Here is a 17,596-nt window from a genome sequence, read left to right on the forward strand (position 1 = left end):
CCAACACCATCGTAATGGAAATCGTATTTACCAACGTTGCCTTTAAACCAATCCATGGAGGATATGTCACCGTTGTATCTCGGAATTGATGATTCGTTATAATACAGATGGTATGAGTGAAGACCGCTGTTAACCTCTTTCTGCCATGACCGAACATTATATGTATAGGTCGTGCGAAGATTCCCATTGCCGTTCACCGCATCTGCCGACAATCGACCAAGTTCGTCATAGGAATTGTTTTTCAATGTCACGGGGGCATTTCCGTCAACAGAGTGAGTGACGGTCAGCAACCGTCCGGTGTGATCGTAGGAGTAATTATAATCCTCTTGTATTTTCTTGTGAAATTTAGAAGAATGCAAATGACGGTGTTTCAGCACGGCACCGGTAAAATCATAGAGAAAATAGTCACTGTCATACCCCCCGAGATGGTTTGTGGAATGAGTCTGCACAGGTCGGGAGAAACGGTCATAATAGGTAACATGGTAGTCGTAACTGTTTGATTTTTTCCCATCTATACGCTTCACGACAGAGCCTGTGACAAGACCGCGAGGAGTGAATGTTCTTTCGCCGAACCCGGCCATATTGTGATATGTTAGGGAATCGCTCATTGAAAGAAAATCTGCGTTGACAACAGAATTGCCATTGCAAACCGATGTGAAAAAAGGATCCGGTTTCTTATCGTCATTAATAAATCTGTAATTGTCGTAATACTTGACTGTGAGAATATCACACGAACCCTGTTGAAACCAATTTGCAGTATATCCCATATAAGGAGTGTTGTCGCCCGTATATCTGCATGTCAACACTTCCGATATGCCGTCATAAACATGTTTTGTATTAACGGCGCGGCAAGTTCCGGTGACACATTCTCTTCCAAAAACGTCATAGAAATGAAATATGTTTTTGTTTCCCGAGCGCATCTCTCCATCTGATTCGTAAACAATCCTGTCCGCTCCGTCGCGTATCATGAATATCCAATCCGCCCCGGGAAGTTTTTTGGCACACAGCCTGTCGAACCGATCGTATTTGTAAGCATATCCGTATTTTGAGAACATTTCCGGAGAAATGGCATCATTTTTAGTGGAGGTCATGGCAGGCGGAAGGACAGCACGAAGATTTCCTTTGTGGTCATAGATATAATAAGTATCAAGAATAGTGCGAAGACCGTGTTTTCTACCTATCCTGCGAAGCAGTACTGTTTGTTTCTTCCTGTCTTTGAACTCGAAGACTGTCATGCCGTCTTCATCAGATGTAGCCGTAACATGAATGCTTCCTGAGGGATAAGACCGTTCAATTTTGATTTCCGGCAATGCGTCAATATCTGTTGTTGAAGACGTCACCTTATACATAATACAATCAAGTGTGTCGTTGCCCTCAACATTTGTCATATAGTTGTAGCGCACAGCCTTTCGTTTTTTGTGCCAGTCGATACCCGAACCATATTCCTGCAGTTTCCTGCTAATGGGTGATGTCTCGTATATCAAGATGGAATAAGGCTCAGCATCACCGCCGTTTGTTTCTATAGAACTGCTGATACAAGCATCCCTGTTCTGATAGTCTGTGGAAAACGGCATCGCGCCGGGAAGCCACTCCTTTCCAACTCTTCCTAAATTGTCATATTCAACGTAAGAAACCAAGTTCTGCCTGCAGGGAGTTATTCCAACCCGCGATGTTTCCAGCCTGCGGCCAATGTCATCAAAGAAATCTACGGAAACGACATTGTCGTCCCCGTTGACACCGCGGAATGTTTTCCTGACGATGTTGTTACGGTTGCTGTTGCATAATCGTACAGGTGGCGCATCATCTGCTGCCGGAATAACATCGAAATATTCTATTTCGTAAAAGGAAACATTACCATCATTCCAACCAAAAGTCTGTGAATAAATACACAAAGGCATGAAAACCGAAAAAATTATGCATGAATATATTCTTCTCATTTCTTTATAATATCAATTAATGCGGTATCTATAATCATACTGTTCAATGATACGTTTTACCTGCGGGTGGTTAATTCCGGTTTCATAATAATATTTCTCTCTCAATCGTCCGAGAAAGTCATATTTATAATAAACAGTCATTCCCGTTGGGTCAGTAACAGATTCTAATCTAAAGAATTCATCATATTTGTATATTGTGAAATGCGCATTAGGCATTTTATTCCTGCATTCTTTCTCTATATCCTCCCATGATATTGATAAATAATCTTTGTGTTTGGGAATATATGTTGTGATATCCTCGCCGTCAAGATACTTTTCCACATCTTCTTTTGTGGCATTATCTATCCGCGCAATCAATTTTTGTCCGTAATACGACCATATAAGCACCGATCTTAAACCATTTTCTTCAATTTCCACAGGATTTCCAAAACAGTCTGCACTTATCACGCGATATTTCACTTTCGAGTTGCCGGACGAGTTGTATGAGGTGGTTATCTTGCTCAGATAAGCAACATCATTTTCTGTTTTGTCGTAGTCATACTTATACCATATCGAACTTCCTGCCTCGTTAACGCTTTTCCATAACACAGGCGACAGAACATGTCTTTTCACCATCCAGTTGGCAATTTGCCATTGCTCATGCCCTGTCCCATCATCATATACATCGGCCGGATATTTATAGTATATCTCATTCGGGATATTCTCACTTGTGATAATCAGTTCGTTATTTACCAAATTATTCTTGTTATATTTAAACTCCTTTGTCTCTTCGTAGGCTATGCTTTGTGTACCGGTGCCCGTCAAAGGTTTTTCGTAAATGACATCTTTTACCGACATCAAATTGTAATGATATATATAAGTATTGTGAAGCCATCCGAAAAAGTAAGACTCGTCATTGTTGTATTCGTTCTTAACCCGTATGAATTGTTGATATGGCGTTACAATATGATCCGAAGACGATGCCTTGTAAATATATGTTTTCTCACGTACTTTATGCCATGAAGCATCAAAATATTCTTCTGATATAAGTTTGCCACGCTCCAGTGAACGACTGGCATACGGGTCTGCTTCAGACCTTCCGCCGGCTGTGAAATAACTATAATCATCATCGGTGTGCGACACACCTTTGATGTCGTTGTCATAGTTTGAATATCTGTATCTAACATATCCTAAACTTTCGCCGGCTCTGCCTTGCATTTCCTCTATAACCCATGAATAGCCAACGTCCGGAGAGTTTCTGTTCGTTACAGGCGTACCATACCCTTCCTTTGATTTAACCTCAAGTTTCCATGTATTGTTAACTGTATATAACAGACTGAGACATGGTTTCCAATTCAGTATGCCACTACTTTTGCCATTCACAGTTTTTGAATAATGATATTTCTTTTTATTGATAATATTATCATCTGCATCGAGAGTTTTTATTTCGGAAATCCTCAATCCGACATAGTTTTTGTCCCCTTCGTTCAAATGAACATTGCCATTGCTGTCTCTTGTCTGCACATACGAATAATCATTGCCTTCATAAACGAAACGTGTTTTTCCTCCCGTAGGGTATATTATTTCTGTCAATGTCTCGGCCTTTGCCATTGAAGGTATTGTACTTTTTATATAAAAAGACGGATTTATTGAAAAGTTTTCGGTGCCTCCATTATAATATCCCCATGAATCTGTCAGGGGGAAACATCTTGCAAGACCGGCATATGGCATCTTTGTCTTGTCATAGTTAAATCTATAAACAATTCGGTCGTTATTGTCAACATTATCATTGCCAAACGTTATGGTTTTCAATTTCAGTCTTGTATTTTGGTCTGCTCCGGAACCCAAGTTATCAGTATATTCAAATTCTATTTTACTCTTCAACTCTTCATTATAGGAATATACTTCAATCTTTGACAATGATTTCGATTTCAATTTACCGATAATGAGGTTTTGTATATGTGATATCTTGTAATAGTCTTGCTCGCTATTTGCTTTTATATCAATTAAAAAATATAATAGAGAAGGCTGCATGAACCCTGCATAGGCTTCGTCATACGATTTTATGTTGAAGCAGTCGTCGCTGATGTCATAGTTTTCTTTGGGAATCTTTCTGTATAGTGCGAAAGGGTCTTTAAACATAAGATTTCTGATTCCTGCATGCCACTGATTTTCGTTGTTAAAAAATATGTCTTCCGTGGTTGTGTGTATTTCGGAAAGACAGGTTGAGAACAATAGGAAACCCGTATAAGCAGAGAAATTGGTTATATAACGGTTCGGAACAGTGGTGGGTTTGTTGTACGTTCCATAATAACGTGGCACATAACGAATGTCACATGCAATATATGATTCATAGACAAAATTTATATTTTGTCCGTTCAGCAACTTTATATTTTTAAGTTTCCAAGTGGTAGGTGTCAAATCTGCATTTGCGCGCAGATAGTAAGGAATACTATATTCTGTGGCAGAATCACCTCCGAAAGTATATCTTACCCCGTCCGGAGTAACCAGTGTGAATTGGTTGAAGAAGCAATTTTTGTCAAAATTTCCTGTCCAATGCCTATAGTTTTCGAATTTATGTTTTAGGTCTTTCCATCTGATAAATCCCTTGTTGTTTGGTGTGAACTCCACCTTAATGTCATCGTCCGAGATAACAGTCCACTCTCCGTTTTCATTATAATAGAAAGTACCGCTGTAGCCACAGAAATTGAATGAGAACTCATCGGGAGTCAGTTCAAACCAGTCACTGCCACCTTTCTCGTCTATCATCTTTTTCTCGGTATAAGTCTTGAAATCGGAGTTCTTCATTCTCTTCAGTTTTGAAGCATGATAATAAAACCCATGACCAATACCCTCTTTATCCACATTCTCGTCCATAATTCCACGCACAGTTCTGGTTATTTGCCCTCCTGCCATAAGATTCCAACCAAGTCCCATTATGCCGGAAGGGGTGTTGGGCTTTACCGAAGAGAGATGATAACTTGCAGTTATAGGCAGTTTGTAGTCTCCTACTTCCAGTTCATATAGAGGAATTGAAACATTGGGGATACCGGTATAATGACTTACGGGGACTTGTCCATATAATCCCAAACTTGCTGCTTCCGGTGTCTGTATGTTCTTGACCGGACGTAATTGTCCCCATGAAGTACGGACGCTTATCATAAATAAGAGTATAAGAAACAGCGATATTTTTTTTCTCATAACCATGACTGTTAATGTTTGATTATTTTTTCACAATAATGATGATTGTTGACACAAATGTCAAGTATTATCACTCCCGGTTCCAAAGAATCTATATTTATGCTTTCAATAGATATACCGCCATAAGAGTTACCCACTAATTCTTTATTTAATATGCACATTCCACTAATTGTGTAGAGACTTAATAACACTTTTGAATCTTTTGGTGACATATACTCCAAGCGAATCTCCGTTTCGTCTTTGTTTATGAATATATTGTAATCTAAATTGTTTTGTATTGTTTTATCACCGTAACGATCTCCATTTCCATAATATGACATTTGTTGTTTCACTTTATTGTTATCTTCATCGAAAGTGAGGATTTCTTGATCAGACGGTGAATAATAAAATGCTGTTCCTATAACAGGATTTCCCATTTCGTCTCCCCCGGTTCTTACCGTCTCAAGTACCGGATAGCGACAAGCCGGAGCATACCATTTGTATATGTCTGTTTTGTAAACATTTAATCCATAATTAAGATACTTGTTTATGCTGTCAACAGAAAAATATTTGCCGAAGACAATGTTTTCAAGACTGTCAACCGGATAATACAGATCTGACATTATGCGTTCGGTATGTATGCGCAGCACATTCCGCAATGTGTCACCATCCGGAAGTATCAACGTGCCCAAGGCATCTGCAGCAGTCTTGTAAGTTCCGAATATCCGAATTGCAGCCTTGTCGCAGTAAAGACCGCGACCATGAAAAATGCCGGAAATTGAGTCGCCATATTGCATTGGATACTTCATCGTGATTTCCGGAAGATCATAGTCCATCAATGTAGTGTTGTTTTCGAAACCAATTTGTAACACAGAATCATTACGCACGTCATGATAGTAACGCGTACCATGTTGAATCTCGGTCATGCGTGAGGAGAATGCTTTTTGTTCTTTATAACTCACACGATATTTATTATTAATCACTTCAACGTTTCCGAGATCCCATAGTACGGAGTTGCCGTTTCTGCCGAGATTCTCGTACTTAATCTGTTTTTTGATGGTAACATCACCTGCACGAAAAAGATTACATTCACGATTAACTGTAACTTGTGCTCTACTCAAATGTCCATACATTAGCAGTAAAATTAGCAAAGTAAAACCAAGATATTCCTTGTAAATAGTTACCGGGGAGTTTCTCATTATCTTCAATTACGCAGCACCTTGATTTAATTATTTTCATAAGTTGTTGAGCAACAATATGTCGCGTAATATTTTGTCATGCCTGAATTTCAATTGACTTGGTGCTGCAATAAGATGTCGAACAAAATTCCGAAAGACGTGGCAAAGATACAAATAAAATCGGATATATTTACATATTTCGAAAAAAACATTCCATTTATTGGAAAATATTTGCGCATATTCATGGTAATGGAACAGCGTTTTTAAAAACATATTGTCTTATTTGCATGAAAGTTTTGCATTGCTACATGCCTTTAATTGGATTATTTTGCCTAATTTTGCAAAGAATTTCGGAACAGAATCTGTAAACGACTCATATCTATATTATCAAAAGATTACCGATGAAATACATAATCGTACCCGACAGGGCAAAACCGAAACAACTGCCATTCTACTTTGCAGTTGAGGAATACGTTGCAACCAAATACACCGATGACGACTATTTCTTCGCATGGCAGGTGGAGCCCACGGTAATGCTCGGGCGGAACCAACTGACAGACAATGAGGTAAACGCAGACTACTGCCGCGAGAACGGAGTACACATATTCCGGAGGAAAAGCGGCGGAGGGTGTGTATATGCCGACGAGGGGTGCATACAGTTCTCGTATATCTCGTTTGCCGAGAACGTGAACCTTGCTTTCGGAGAATACATGAATAATGTGGCGGCACTGTTGCAGAGCATCGGCATTGACGCACAACTGTCCGGTCGCAACGACATTCTCGTAGGCGGGAAAAAAGTGTCAGGCAGCGCATTCTACCGTCTCAGGAAACGCAGCGTACTCCACAACACGGTGCTTTTTAACACCCGGCTCGAGCATTTGTCCGAGGCACTAACACCATCGCACGAGAAACTGCAAAGCAAAGGTGTCGCTTCGGTAAGTCAGCGAGTAAACAACATCGGGCATTACACCGACATGTCGCTCGACGGGTTTCTCGCCTATGTGCGCAAGTACATGTGCGGCACGGAAGAACTTGTACTTACGGACGAAGACATGCGGGAGATTGCACGCATAGAGGAAGATTTGGCTTCAGACAATTTCGTATATGGAAAGAACCCGAAATTCACGGAGGTAAGGAAGAAAAGATTTCCGGAGATAGGGACGTTGGAAGCGCATATCGAACTGAAGAACAACATAATAAAAAACATAAACATTGCGGGCGACTATTTCCTCACGGGCGACCTCGACCGAGAACTCATCGACTTGCTGCGAGGGACAAAGTTCACGCGAGAAGCGGTTGCCGAAAGACTCGACGGCACAGACCTCTCGTCGATAATACGCGGAATGGAACTACCGCAACTGCTGAGACTGTTATTCGGAAGACCGCCGCACGTAAAGAAACCCGAATGGCTGAAAATAGACCTCACGTCAACACCCAATTCAAGCGAGACGGCGAACGTAATAGCAAAACATCACCTGAACACGATATGCACAAGCGGACTGTGTCCCAACAGAACAGAGTGCTGGGCTGCGCGCACGGCGACGCTGATGATTGGCGGAAACATCTGCACGCGAAGTTGCAAATTCTGCAACACACTGTCCGGAAGACCCGGAAAACTAGATCCGGACGAACCGCAGAACGTGGCAGACTCGATAAAGGCACTCGGACTGAGATATGCCGTAATAACATCGGTTGACCGCGATGACCTTAAGGACTACGGTGCCGAACATTGGGCAAAGACCATAACATGTATAAAAAAAGAGAATCCGGACACGATATTAGAGGTGCTGATACCCGATTTCATGGGCAACAAAGAACTCATTTCGATGGTGATGGCGGCACGCCCAAACGTGGCGGGGCACAACATGGAGACCGTGCGCCGACTTACACCGGACGTACGCAGCGTGGCTCGCTACGAACGCAGCCTCGACGTATTGGCGGCAATAACGCAGTCGGGGGTAATGGCAAAAACCGGTTTCATGGTGGGACTGGGCGAGACAAAGGAAGAGGTGGAAGAACTGATGGACGACATACTTGCCACGGGATGCCGCAGGCTTACCATAGGGCAGTATCTGCAACCCACGTCGAAGCATCTGCCGGTGACGGAATACATAACGCCCGAGCAGTTCGGGATATACAAGCAGACTGCATTGAAAAAAGGTTTCAAATTCGTTGAAAGCGGGCCGCTCGTACGGTCGTCATATCATGCAGAGCGCGCATTTGCAGCCGAATAACCGCTTGCGAGCCGCATTACGATTGACAGTAAATGCCGAAACGCGATGCAAAATCGGCGGAATTGCACACCAATTCCGCCGATTTTGCTTTATAATTTCGCCGAAATTGGTTTTAACCCCAATCGGTCATTAGAACCCTCAACCGATTTTTGTTCGACTGTTGGGCAGATGTGCAGCCGTTTCATCGAAGGCGTAGCGGGCTACGTTGAGATGTAATGGCTGCGCGGATGTCAGCAAGCGGACTAAAGCGGTTGGGAAGCGTAACGGCAATGGCAAATCTAAGCAAATGCGGTCTAATGACAGATTTGGGTTTATTACGGAAACGGATTTCAAGTGGATACATGTCCTGATAGCCGTCGGTTACATCATTGCCTTGCAAGTGGCACATGCTTTCAGAGATATATACAAAAGTCAGGGATAATAACTCGCGTTTGTCTTGCTTGTTGACGAATAATTTATGCAAAACAAAATCCGGAGAACAGCCTTCTCCGGATTTTTTATCACAAGTAAGTTCTATAATCTCCAATCGGTCATCAGGTCACAAAATCCCTCATTCTCTATTGACCGACTTGCTTCCTGCCATCTTTTATTCGCTTGCCGGCATCTTGTATGTCTTTCTAACTCGACGCAGCCCGCTACGCCTTTAATGGGAAAACAAACACCATGTTCGGCAATCAAACAAAATAAGTTCAGGCTCTAATGAGCAACTTGGGATAATCGGCAGTCCGCCAAAATTTGAGACTACATACTCACAAACCTGACAGAACCGATTTATAAAACCCACTCACAAACATGGTAATCGTTCTCTATGCCTCTCCGCAGCAACATACCTTGAAACTGTCGAGGTCTTCTGCCTTGAAGTTCTTTATGTATGCCGACTTTCCAAGAACACTCTCTTCCGTCATTCGTACATATACTTCTGCCGACTTTCCGAACAGTTCGGGGGCGCGTGTTGCATCTTCAAGCAGCAACAGCGACATTATTATTTCGGCCGTCATGTCGTACAGACGACGTGCGAGGAAATCCTGTGTGTCCTGACTGCCAAGTTCCTTAACACGGTTGAGAGAGTCTTCGTACATTGCGACAAGAGTCTCGATGCGTGTTTTAAGAGCGGCATGAGCCTCATTCGGCACTATGTCTGCAATCATTTCCTTGATGATGCCGAGAAGAGTTCCGTTGGTGATATAGCGTATCGCTGCCACCACCTGCAACTGTGTCGTGCCCTCGTATATTGAGAATATTCGTGCATCGCGGTACAAACGCTGGCACTTGTATTCCATTATAAATCCCGAACCGCCGTGTATCGATATGGCATCGTATGCGTTCTGGTTTGCATATTCAGAGTTCATTCCCTTTGCCAGCGGTGTGAAAGCATCGGCAAGACGGGTATATTTCTTCATCTCGGCACGCTCCTCGGGAGTGAGTTTGCGGTCGCGCTGAATGTCTTCAAGGCATTTGTATATATCAACATACATTGCCGTCTGGTACAACAGCGAGCGTCCGGCATCGAGTTTCGCCTTCATGCGGCTGAGCATGTCGTACACTGCCGGAAAGTTAACGATTTTCTCCCCGAACTGTGCACGTTCCTTGGCGTATGCCAGTCCTTCGTTGTAAGCCTCCTGCGACACGCCGACCGACTGTGCCGCAATGCCCAGTCTGGCACCGTTCATCAGTGCCATAACATATTTGATAAGTCCCATTCGGGTACTTCCGCAGAGTTCTGCCTTGGCATTCTTGTAGGTCAACTCGCACGTGGGACTTCCGTGGATACCCAGTTTATGTTCTATGTGGCGTACATCCACACCTCCGTCGCGCTTGTCGTAGATGAACATGGACAGTCCGCGACCGTCGTGAGTCCCCTCTTCCGAACGAGCAAGAACAAGATGTATGTCGGAGTCTCCGTTGGTAATGAAACGCTTCACACCGTTAAGTCGCCAGCACTTTTCCGCCTCGTCGTATGTCGCTTTCAGCATTACACGCTGCAGGTCGGAACCCGCATCAGGCTCGGTAAGGTCCATTGACATTGTTTCTCCCGCACAAATGCGCGGTATGTATTTTTCGCACTGCTCCTCGTTGCCGAACTCATACAATGTGTCTATGCAAGACTGCAGGCTCCATATATTTTGGAAACCGGCATCTGCCGCAGAGATTATCTCGCTGAGCATCGAGAAAGTTATGTTCGGAACGTTCAGTCCGCCATACCTGCGCGGCATGGATATGCCCCACAACCCGGCCTTGCGGGTGGCTTCGATGTTCTCGAAAGTTTTCGATGCGTATATCATACGCTTGTTTTCAAGGTGCGGTCCCTCGATGTCAACGTCCTCGCTGTTCGGTTCGATTACGTTTGCGGCTATGTCGCCTGTTATTTCAAGAATCTGCTTGTAGTTCTCTATTGCGTCCTCGTGATCCACGGGTGCGTAATCGAACTGTTTGGCATCAGCAAATCCCTTTTCCTTGAGTTCCACTACTCTCTTCATCAACGGGTGATGAAGGTGGAACTCCAACTCCGGATGGTCACTATAATAATTTGCCATAATAACGTTCTATTTTTTAAGCATTCGTCTTCCACCCTCCTTTCCATGTCGTGGAACGTAACGGTGGCAAGGCTTTTTTACTTACTATTATCCTTATAATATTTAATGAGTTTCGGAACTACTTCCTCCACCGTACCCACAATTACATAGTCGGCAATTTGGTTAATCGGTGCATCGGGGTCGGAGTTCACCGAAATGATTATGCCCGAATCCTGCATGCCGGCGATGTGCTGTATCTGCCCGGAGATACCGCAAGCGATATAAACTTTCGGGTGTACGGTAACACCTGTCTGCCCTATCTGACGGTCGTTGTCGCAGAAACCCGCATCAACTGCGGCACGGCTGGCACCGACTTCTCCGTGAAGTTCTTTTGCCAACCGGAACAACAGGTCGAAGCCTTCTTTCGAACCCATGCCGTAACCGCCGGCAACAACAATGGGAGCACCCTTCAGGTTGTGCTTCGCAGCCTCTACATGGCGGTCGAGAACTTTAACAACTCCGGCAACAGACATATCCACATATTTCGTCACCTCGGGGTAAACCACTTCTTTTCGCGCCTCACCGTCATAAACAGACTTCTGCATCACGCCGCTGCGCACGGTGGCCATCTGCGGACGATGCTCCGGATTGACAATTGTGGCAACGATGTTTCCGCCGAATGCCGGACGTATCTGATAGAGTAGATTTTCATAAACCTTCTTCTCTTTCTTGTCCTCGAAATCGCCAATCTCAAGTTCTGTGCAGTCGGCAGTCAGTCCGCTGGTAAGCGAAGACGACACGCGCGGCCCGAGATCGCGACCGATAACGGTGGCGCCCATAAGGCAAATCTGCGGTTTTTCCTCCTTAAAGAGGTTTACCATGATGTCGGTATGCGGTGCCGAAGTATATGGGAAAAGTCCTTCTCCGTCGAACACGAACAATTTGTCAACGCCATAAGGCAGTATCTGCTCTTCCACCTTACCCTTTATGCCTGTGCCGATTACCACTGCATGCAGTTCTACGGCAAGCTGATTGGCAAGTTTACGGCCCTTTGTAAGCAATTCTTGTGAAACCTCGGCAACGTTTGTGCCCTCGATTTCTATATATACAAAAACATTATTCATAACTTATCCAATGATTTTTTCTGCAAGTAATTCTTTAATCAAGCCGTCGATGTCGCCATCGCTTGCTGTGAGTCTCTTGCTCTCTTTTGCCTGAAATACGATGTTTTTCACGGTCTTTACTTTCGTGGGCGAACCTGCCAGACCGCATTGGGCGGCATCGCCGTCAACGTCTGCCACGCTCCACTGATTCAGAGTGAGGTACGGACGCTCGTCGTACAGATTGTCATACGGTGTGCCTTCCTTCGGTCGTTCCATCGGACAAGTGGCACGCTTGTATTTCATAACAAGTTTTGCATTGGCCGGACGACATGGTGCCGCACTGCCGTTGACGGTAATTACCACCGGCAACGGAGCCACTACCGTCTCCACTCCGCCATCAATGTGGCGGCGTATTGTGGCCTTTCCGTCTTCTATCTTAAGTATCTCCTCGGCGTATGTCACTTGATTAAGTCCAAGTTTCTGTGCCACCTGCGGACCAACCTGTGCGGTATCGCCGTCAATGGCCTGACGACCACCGAGTACGATGTCAACATCGCCTATCTTCTTTATTGCCGTGGCAAGTGCATAACTCGTGGCCAATGTGTCTGCACCGGCAAAAAGACGGTCGGTTAGAAGCCAGCCGGTATCTGCACCACGGTACAAACCTTGACGTATTATCTCGCCTGCACGAGGAGGCCCCATGGTAAGCACTCCCACTGTTGACCCCGGATTTTGCTCTTTTAAGCGTAGAGCTTGCTCCAAAGCATTCAAGTCTTCAGGATTGAAGATGGCCGGAAGCGCAGCACGGTTAACGGTGCCTTCGGCAGTCATTGCGTCCTTGCCGACATTGCGCGTGTCGGGAACTTGCTTAGCAAGTACAACGATTTTCAATTTCATAAAAACAAATAAATAATATAATAATATTCTTTTTCAAGGGTGCAAAGTTACTCTTTTTTTACCGTGTGGCAAAAAAACATACCTAAAAAATGCACATTAGACAACATAGTGTGCACAAAACTGCCCGTTTGTGCATGTTTTTTCTGTTCTTTTTGCCTATTTCTTACAACCTTTACAATTACACGGAGTACGGCAAAAAACATTAATTAGATGTAATACATTTCAAAAGTATCGAAAAAAATTATAGTATCTCATACTATTTTTGTAATTTTGCAGCGCAATATTTTATGGAACAAACATGTATAAAATCACAGTACCGAATATGAAAAAAATGCTATTTGCCTTATTGACAGTCGTGGCAGTCTTCACGGCAATGAGTTGCAATGACGTAGAGACATACGCCGAGAAGATTGACAGAGAGAACGAAGCCATTAAGCTTTTCTTGAAGAAAAAAGGCATAAGAACCATCAGCGAAACGCAGTTTGAGCAGCAGGGCTTTACCACAAACGTGGCAAACAACGAATATGTACTCATAAAATCTTCGGGGGTATATATGCAATTGGAACGCAAAGGATGCGGAGAAGAAATAAAAGACGGTGAAACGGCAACCCCGGTGCTTTGCCGGTTTACCGAGACAAACATACTCACAGACTCGTTGCTTCTTGACAACAGAACCAACAATTACCTGTCGGCAATACCGGACAAGATGTTCGTAACGAACACGAGCGGAACGTTCACGGCATCTTTCGACACTAACAAAAGTATTATGTATCAAGTATATGGCAGTGCGTCCGTGCCGTCGGGATGGCTTGCACCGATGCCTTACATAAAGATAGGAAGGCCGAAGAACAAAGAAGAAGAGATTGCAAAGGTAAACCTTATAGTGCCTCACTCGCAGGGACAGAGTTATGCCACAATAGGAGTATATCCCTGTTTCTACACCATAACATACGAAAGAGGTATATAATACTGCGCAACAACAAGATTTGACAACAAGATAAAATAAAAGGAAATGACTCTGATAAAATCAATATCGGGCATTCGGGGAACGATTGGCGGCACCACCGGCGACACACTCAACCCGCTCGACATAGTGAAATTTGTAACCGCATACGCCACTTTCATCAAGAAAAAACAACGCCCGATGGCTTCGGGGAGAATTGTGGTGGGCAGAGATGCGCGCATCTCGGGCGAAATGGTTAAAAACGTTGTGTGCGGAACGCTCATGGGATTCGGCTGCGATGTTGTCAACATAGGACTTGCCACCACCCCGACAACCGAACTTGCCGTGCGCATGGCAGATGCCGACGGAGGGATAATAATAACCGCAAGCCACAACCCAAGACAATGGAATGCCCTGAAACTGCTCAACCACGAAGGCGAATTCCTTGACAATGAAGAGGGACGGGAAGTACTGCGCCTTGCCGAAGAAGAGAAATTCGAATATGCCGATGTCGACCATCTCGGCAAATACATAGAAGACAACTCGTTCGACCAGAAGCACATCGATGCCGTATTGCAACTGTCATACGTTGACCTCGAAGCAATACGCAAAGCACGTTTCAACGTATGTGTTGACCCGATAAACTCCGTGGGGGGCGTAATACTGCCAAAACTTCTCGAGCAACTGCGTGTGTCATACAAGTTCATCAACGGCAATCCGGACGGAGATTTTGCCCACAATCCGGAACCTTTGGAAAAAAATCTCGGCGGCATAATGACCGAGATGAAGAGCGGACACTACGATCTCGGAATAGTGGTAGACCCCGATGTCGACCGCCTTGCGTTCATCTGCGAGAACGGAGAGATGTTCGGAGAGGAATACACGCTGGTATCCGTTGCCGACTATGTTATGTCAAGAATGGAAGAAGAGGGCAAAACCGCACCCGTAACGGTAAGCAACCTGAGCAGTACCCGTGCCCTGCGCGATGTAACCGAGGCCAAAGGCGGCAGTTATTATGCATCAGCCGTGGGCGAGGTCAATGTTACCACTAAGATGAAAGAGGTGGGAGCAGTAATCGGAGGAGAAGGAAACGGAGGTGTGATATATCCCGACAGCCACTACGGTCGCGATGCACTCGTGGGCATTGCATTGTTTCTCAGCATGCTGGCACGCAAGGAAACCAAAGCGTCAACGTTGCGCAAAACCTTCCCTCCGTACTTTATCGCAAAAAACCGAATAGACCTCACGCCGCAGACCGACGTTGACGCGATACTCGAAAAAGTTAAGGATATATATTCAAACGAACAAATCAACGACATCGATGGAGTCAAAATAGATTTTGCCGACTCGTGGGTTCATCTGCGCAAGAGCAACACCGAACCTATAATACGCGTATATAGCGAGGCTTCTACAATGGAACAAGCAGACGCTTTGGGCAAGAAGATAATGCAGTTGGTTTACGACATTCAGTAAACACAATCATACCCAACCGAGACATATATTATAATGTATAAGGTGACGGTCGCACGGCCGTCACCTTATATGTTATATATCGCATACGTATCAAGACAGAAGAATTCCGAGCGACACGAGCAACCCGTAGGCAAACATGTTGCGAGCCGTTTCGCCGAGCACGGTATTCAGTGCAGCCCCTTTGCCAATCTTCACCAGCCTTTTGTAAGATTTGTAGTGCAGCAACAGATAAGGCAGTGGAAAAATCGCGGCAAACAAATATCCGCCTGACACATACACGGCACCTGCAAGAACGGCGGTGATGCCAAGCATGAGATATAAACGCCGGCTAACCCGTTCTCCGATACGCACGCAGAGGGTGATTTTTCCGGCACGTCGGTCGTTGTCGATGTCGCGGTAGTTGTTTACCACGAGCAACGTATCTATTACCAATCCGCACGCAATAGCCGCTACGAAGACGTTAAGCGTCAGCCCGTGGGTTTCTATATAGTACGGCACACACACCGGAACAAGTCCGAAGAAAACAACAACGAGCACGTCGCCCAAACCACGATAACTGAGATGGGTGGTATATAGGAAACAGAACAGCACGCACACCGCCCCGACAAGCACCATCTCGACACCTCCGTAAAAAATCAGCGGCAGTCCCACAAGGCATGCCGAAGCAGTGGTCGATGCCATGGCAACGCGCATCGCGCCAACTCCCACCCACCCCTGGGCACACGCTCGCTTTGGTCCGAGACGCGTCTCATCGTCATTCCCGCGCACAAAGTCAAAATAATCGTTGATAAAATTGGCATCTATCTGCATAATGAAAGCAAACAGCATGCAAAGCAACGCCGGCAACCAATCGAAAGTGCCGGCTGCACGCAGGTCGGCAAAGGCGAGCGACAGACCGATCATTACAGGCACCGCAGCCCCCGCAAGTGTCTTGTGGCGCGCGGCAAGCAACCATGCACGCGCCGAATTTTTGATAATGTTATCTTCGTTCATTATTCTTTTATCGTTGCATAAAACTGAAAAATGTAAACCGAAAGGTTTGCAAAATTAAACATAAATATGTACATTTGCAAACAAATAATACCTTTTTCGCAATGGGCAACAACATAAGTCTCGACTTGATGGAGTTTATAGAGAAAAGCATTCTGCCGCGCTATGCCGAGTTCGACAAGGCTCACGGCATGGAACATGTTATCGGCGTTGTGAGGCGATCGCTCGAAATAGCACGTCGGCTGGGTGCAGACCTCGACATGACATACACCGTTGCTGCCTATCACGATCTCGGACTTGCCGGTCCGCGCGCCATACACCATATCACGGGCGGTAAAATACTCGCTTCCGATGCGCGCTTGAAACGATGGTTCTCGCCCGAGAAACTCAAGATAATGAAGGAAGCCGTAGAGGATCATCGGGCATCGGCAAGTCATGCTCCACGCAACATGTACGGTAAAATAGTGGCAGAGGCAGACCGCGACCTCAATCCGGAGACGGTAATGCGGCGCACAGTACAGTTCGGTCTTTCCAACTATCCCGAACTTGACAGAGAAAGTCATTGGAAACGATTCTGCGAACATCTCAACAACAAATATTCGCATAACGGATACATAAAACTATGGATTCCCGGCTCGCCCAACGAACAAAACCTGAAAAAGATAAGGGAAATGATTGAAGACAAAATGCTGCTTCGCGACATGTTCGACAGATTTTACTCCGAAGAACACGAGCCTGCCTCCCACCCTCTTTAAACACACGGCACAAGCATTGGCAATAAACAGTATGTCATTGCATTGTTGCAGAGCCTTTAAACCCAAATCGGTCATTAGAACCCTCAACCGATTTTGTTCGATTGTTGAGCAGATGTACAGCCGTTTCATCGAAGGCGTAGCGGGCTACGTCGGGATGAAACGGCTGCGCAGATGTCAGCAAGCGGGCTAAAGCAGTTGGGAAGCGTAACGGCAATAGAAAATCTAAGCAAATGCGGTCTAATGACAGATTGGGGTTAAATCAAATAAAAAACAAATAATACACCACACCGAGTACTAAAGCGATGACAGCCGCAACCATTGCCTTTACCAGACAACTCGCAACCTTTTTCATAAGATAAAGGGCTGCCGCCAGCACCACGAAGCCGAAAATATAATACAATAAATCACTCATAA

Annotated in this window: 14 protein-coding genes; 4 read left to right on the top strand and 10 right to left on the bottom strand. The window is 45.0% G+C overall.

Translation table 11 applies throughout. From position 1 onward, the window contains the following. From EII32_RS06720 to EII32_RS06730, 3 genes are all read right to left on the bottom strand, one after another. A partial coding sequence (locus tag EII32_RS06720; protein ID WP_233582333.1) for a DUF6443 domain-containing protein occupies positions 1-1,937 on the bottom strand: 1,937 nt, incomplete at its 3' end. A 12-nt stretch (positions 1,938-1,949) separates the two neighbouring features. Continuing rightward, complete coding sequence (locus EII32_RS06725; protein ID WP_125234674.1) at positions 1,950-5,117, bottom strand: hypothetical protein; 3,168 nt, start codon at positions 5,115-5,117, stop codon at positions 1,950-1,952. 11 nt (positions 5,118-5,128) lie between these two features. After that, complete coding sequence (locus EII32_RS06730; protein ID WP_158611143.1) at positions 5,129-6,217, bottom strand: hypothetical protein; 1,089 nt, start codon at positions 6,215-6,217, stop codon at positions 5,129-5,131. A gap of 458 nt (positions 6,218-6,675) precedes the next feature. On the opposite strand from EII32_RS06730, the gene lipA reads away from it, so the two are divergent. After that, positions 6,676-8,508: a lipoyl synthase gene (lipA, locus tag EII32_RS06735; protein ID WP_125234676.1), complete on the top strand. Its 1,833-nt coding sequence runs from the start codon at positions 6,676-6,678 to the stop codon at positions 8,506-8,508. Positions 8,509-8,646: 138 nt separating this feature from the next. Here the strand turns inward: lipA and EII32_RS12125 are convergent, their stop codons facing one another. The 4 genes from EII32_RS12125 to EII32_RS06755 all read right to left on the bottom strand — a co-directional run bounded on the left by EII32_RS12125 (position 8,647) and on the right by EII32_RS06755 (position 13,021). After that, positions 8,647-8,784 (bottom strand): hypothetical protein, encoded by a 138-nt coding sequence (locus tag EII32_RS12125; protein ID WP_158611144.1) that lies wholly within the window; start codon positions 8,782-8,784, stop codon positions 8,647-8,649. Between the two features lie 530 nt (positions 8,785-9,314). Continuing rightward, positions 9,315-11,042 (bottom strand): acyl-CoA dehydrogenase family protein, encoded by a 1,728-nt coding sequence (locus tag EII32_RS06745; protein ID WP_125234678.1) that lies wholly within the window; start codon positions 11,040-11,042, stop codon positions 9,315-9,317. A 77-nt stretch (positions 11,043-11,119) separates the two neighbouring features. Then, a complete protein-coding gene (locus EII32_RS06750; protein WP_125234679.1) occupies positions 11,120-12,145 on the bottom strand; it encodes an electron transfer flavoprotein subunit alpha/FixB family protein in 1,026 nt (341 codons plus the stop codon). A gap of 3 nt (positions 12,146-12,148) precedes the next feature. Beyond that, entirely contained in the window at positions 12,149-13,021 is an 873-nt protein-coding gene (locus tag EII32_RS06755) for an electron transfer flavoprotein subunit beta/FixA family protein (protein ID WP_125234680.1), read from the bottom strand. Positions 13,022-13,343: 322 nt separating this feature from the next. Between EII32_RS06755 and EII32_RS06760 the strand changes: the two genes are divergently transcribed. Together EII32_RS06760 and glmM are read left to right on the top strand one after the other, a co-directional pair. Beyond that, complete coding sequence (locus EII32_RS06760) at positions 13,344-13,988, top strand: DUF4827 domain-containing protein (RefSeq protein WP_125234681.1); 645 nt, start codon at positions 13,344-13,346, stop codon at positions 13,986-13,988. 45 nt (positions 13,989-14,033) lie between these two features. Beyond that, complete coding sequence (gene glmM / locus EII32_RS06765) at positions 14,034-15,437, top strand: phosphoglucosamine mutase (RefSeq protein ID WP_125234682.1); 1,404 nt, start codon at positions 14,034-14,036, stop codon at positions 15,435-15,437. A gap of 90 nt (positions 15,438-15,527) precedes the next feature. On the opposite strand, the gene menA is transcribed toward glmM, so the two are convergent. Continuing rightward, the gene (gene menA, locus EII32_RS06770) at positions 15,528-16,430 is read right to left on the bottom strand and encodes a 1,4-dihydroxy-2-naphthoate octaprenyltransferase (RefSeq protein WP_125234683.1); all 903 of its coding nucleotides are present in this window, start codon (positions 16,428-16,430) and stop codon (positions 15,528-15,530) included. A gap of 101 nt (positions 16,431-16,531) precedes the next feature. On the opposite strand from menA, the gene EII32_RS06775 reads away from it, so the two are divergent. Then, positions 16,532-17,182 (top strand): HD domain-containing protein, encoded by a 651-nt coding sequence (locus tag EII32_RS06775; protein WP_125234684.1) that lies wholly within the window; start codon positions 16,532-16,534, stop codon positions 17,180-17,182. A 34-nt stretch (positions 17,183-17,216) separates the two neighbouring features. Here EII32_RS06775 and EII32_RS06780 read toward each other — a convergent pair whose 3' ends face one another. Continuing rightward, a complete protein-coding gene (locus EII32_RS06780; RefSeq protein ID WP_125234685.1) occupies positions 17,217-17,396 on the bottom strand; it encodes a hypothetical protein in 180 nt (59 codons plus the stop codon). Positions 17,397-17,441: 45 nt separating this feature from the next. Next, on the bottom strand, positions 17,442-17,594 hold the full coding sequence (locus EII32_RS06785; RefSeq protein WP_125234686.1) for a sulfate transporter: 153 nt from the start codon (positions 17,592-17,594) through the stop codon (positions 17,442-17,444). Positions 17,595-17,596: the final 2 nt, after the last annotated feature.

Origin of the sequence: Prevotella sp. OH937_COT-195, from assembly GCF_003932845.1 — a bacterium.
Lineage (GTDB): Bacteria > Bacteroidota > Bacteroidia > Bacteroidales > Bacteroidaceae > Prevotella.

Coding starts and splice junctions, on each gene's coding strand:
- EII32_RS06745 (WP_125234678.1), bottom strand. CDS start 11,042: ATGGCAAATTATTATAGTGACCATCCGGAGTTGGAGTTCCACCTTCAT.
- glmM (WP_125234682.1), top strand. CDS start 14,034: ATGACTCTGATAAAATCAATATCGGGCATTCGGGGAACGATTGGCGGC.
- EII32_RS06785 (WP_125234686.1), bottom strand. CDS start 17,594: ATGAGTGATTTATTGTATTATATTTTCGGCTTCGTGGTGCTGGCGGCA.
- EII32_RS06755 (WP_125234680.1), bottom strand. CDS start 13,021: ATGAAATTGAAAATCGTTGTACTTGCTAAGCAAGTTCCCGACACGCGC.
- EII32_RS06775 (WP_125234684.1), top strand. CDS start 16,532: ATGGGCAACAACATAAGTCTCGACTTGATGGAGTTTATAGAGAAAAGC.
- EII32_RS06750 (WP_125234679.1), bottom strand. CDS start 12,145: ATGAATAATGTTTTTGTATATATAGAAATCGAGGGCACAAACGTTGCC.
- menA (WP_125234683.1), bottom strand. CDS start 16,430: ATGAACGAAGATAACATTATCAAAAATTCGGCGCGTGCATGGTTGCTT.
- lipA (WP_125234676.1), top strand. CDS start 6,676: ATGAAATACATAATCGTACCCGACAGGGCAAAACCGAAACAACTGCCA.
- EII32_RS06760 (WP_125234681.1), top strand. CDS start 13,344: ATGAAAAAAATGCTATTTGCCTTATTGACAGTCGTGGCAGTCTTCACG.
- EII32_RS06725 (WP_125234674.1), bottom strand. CDS start 5,117: ATGAGAAAAAAAATATCGCTGTTTCTTATACTCTTATTTATGATAAGC.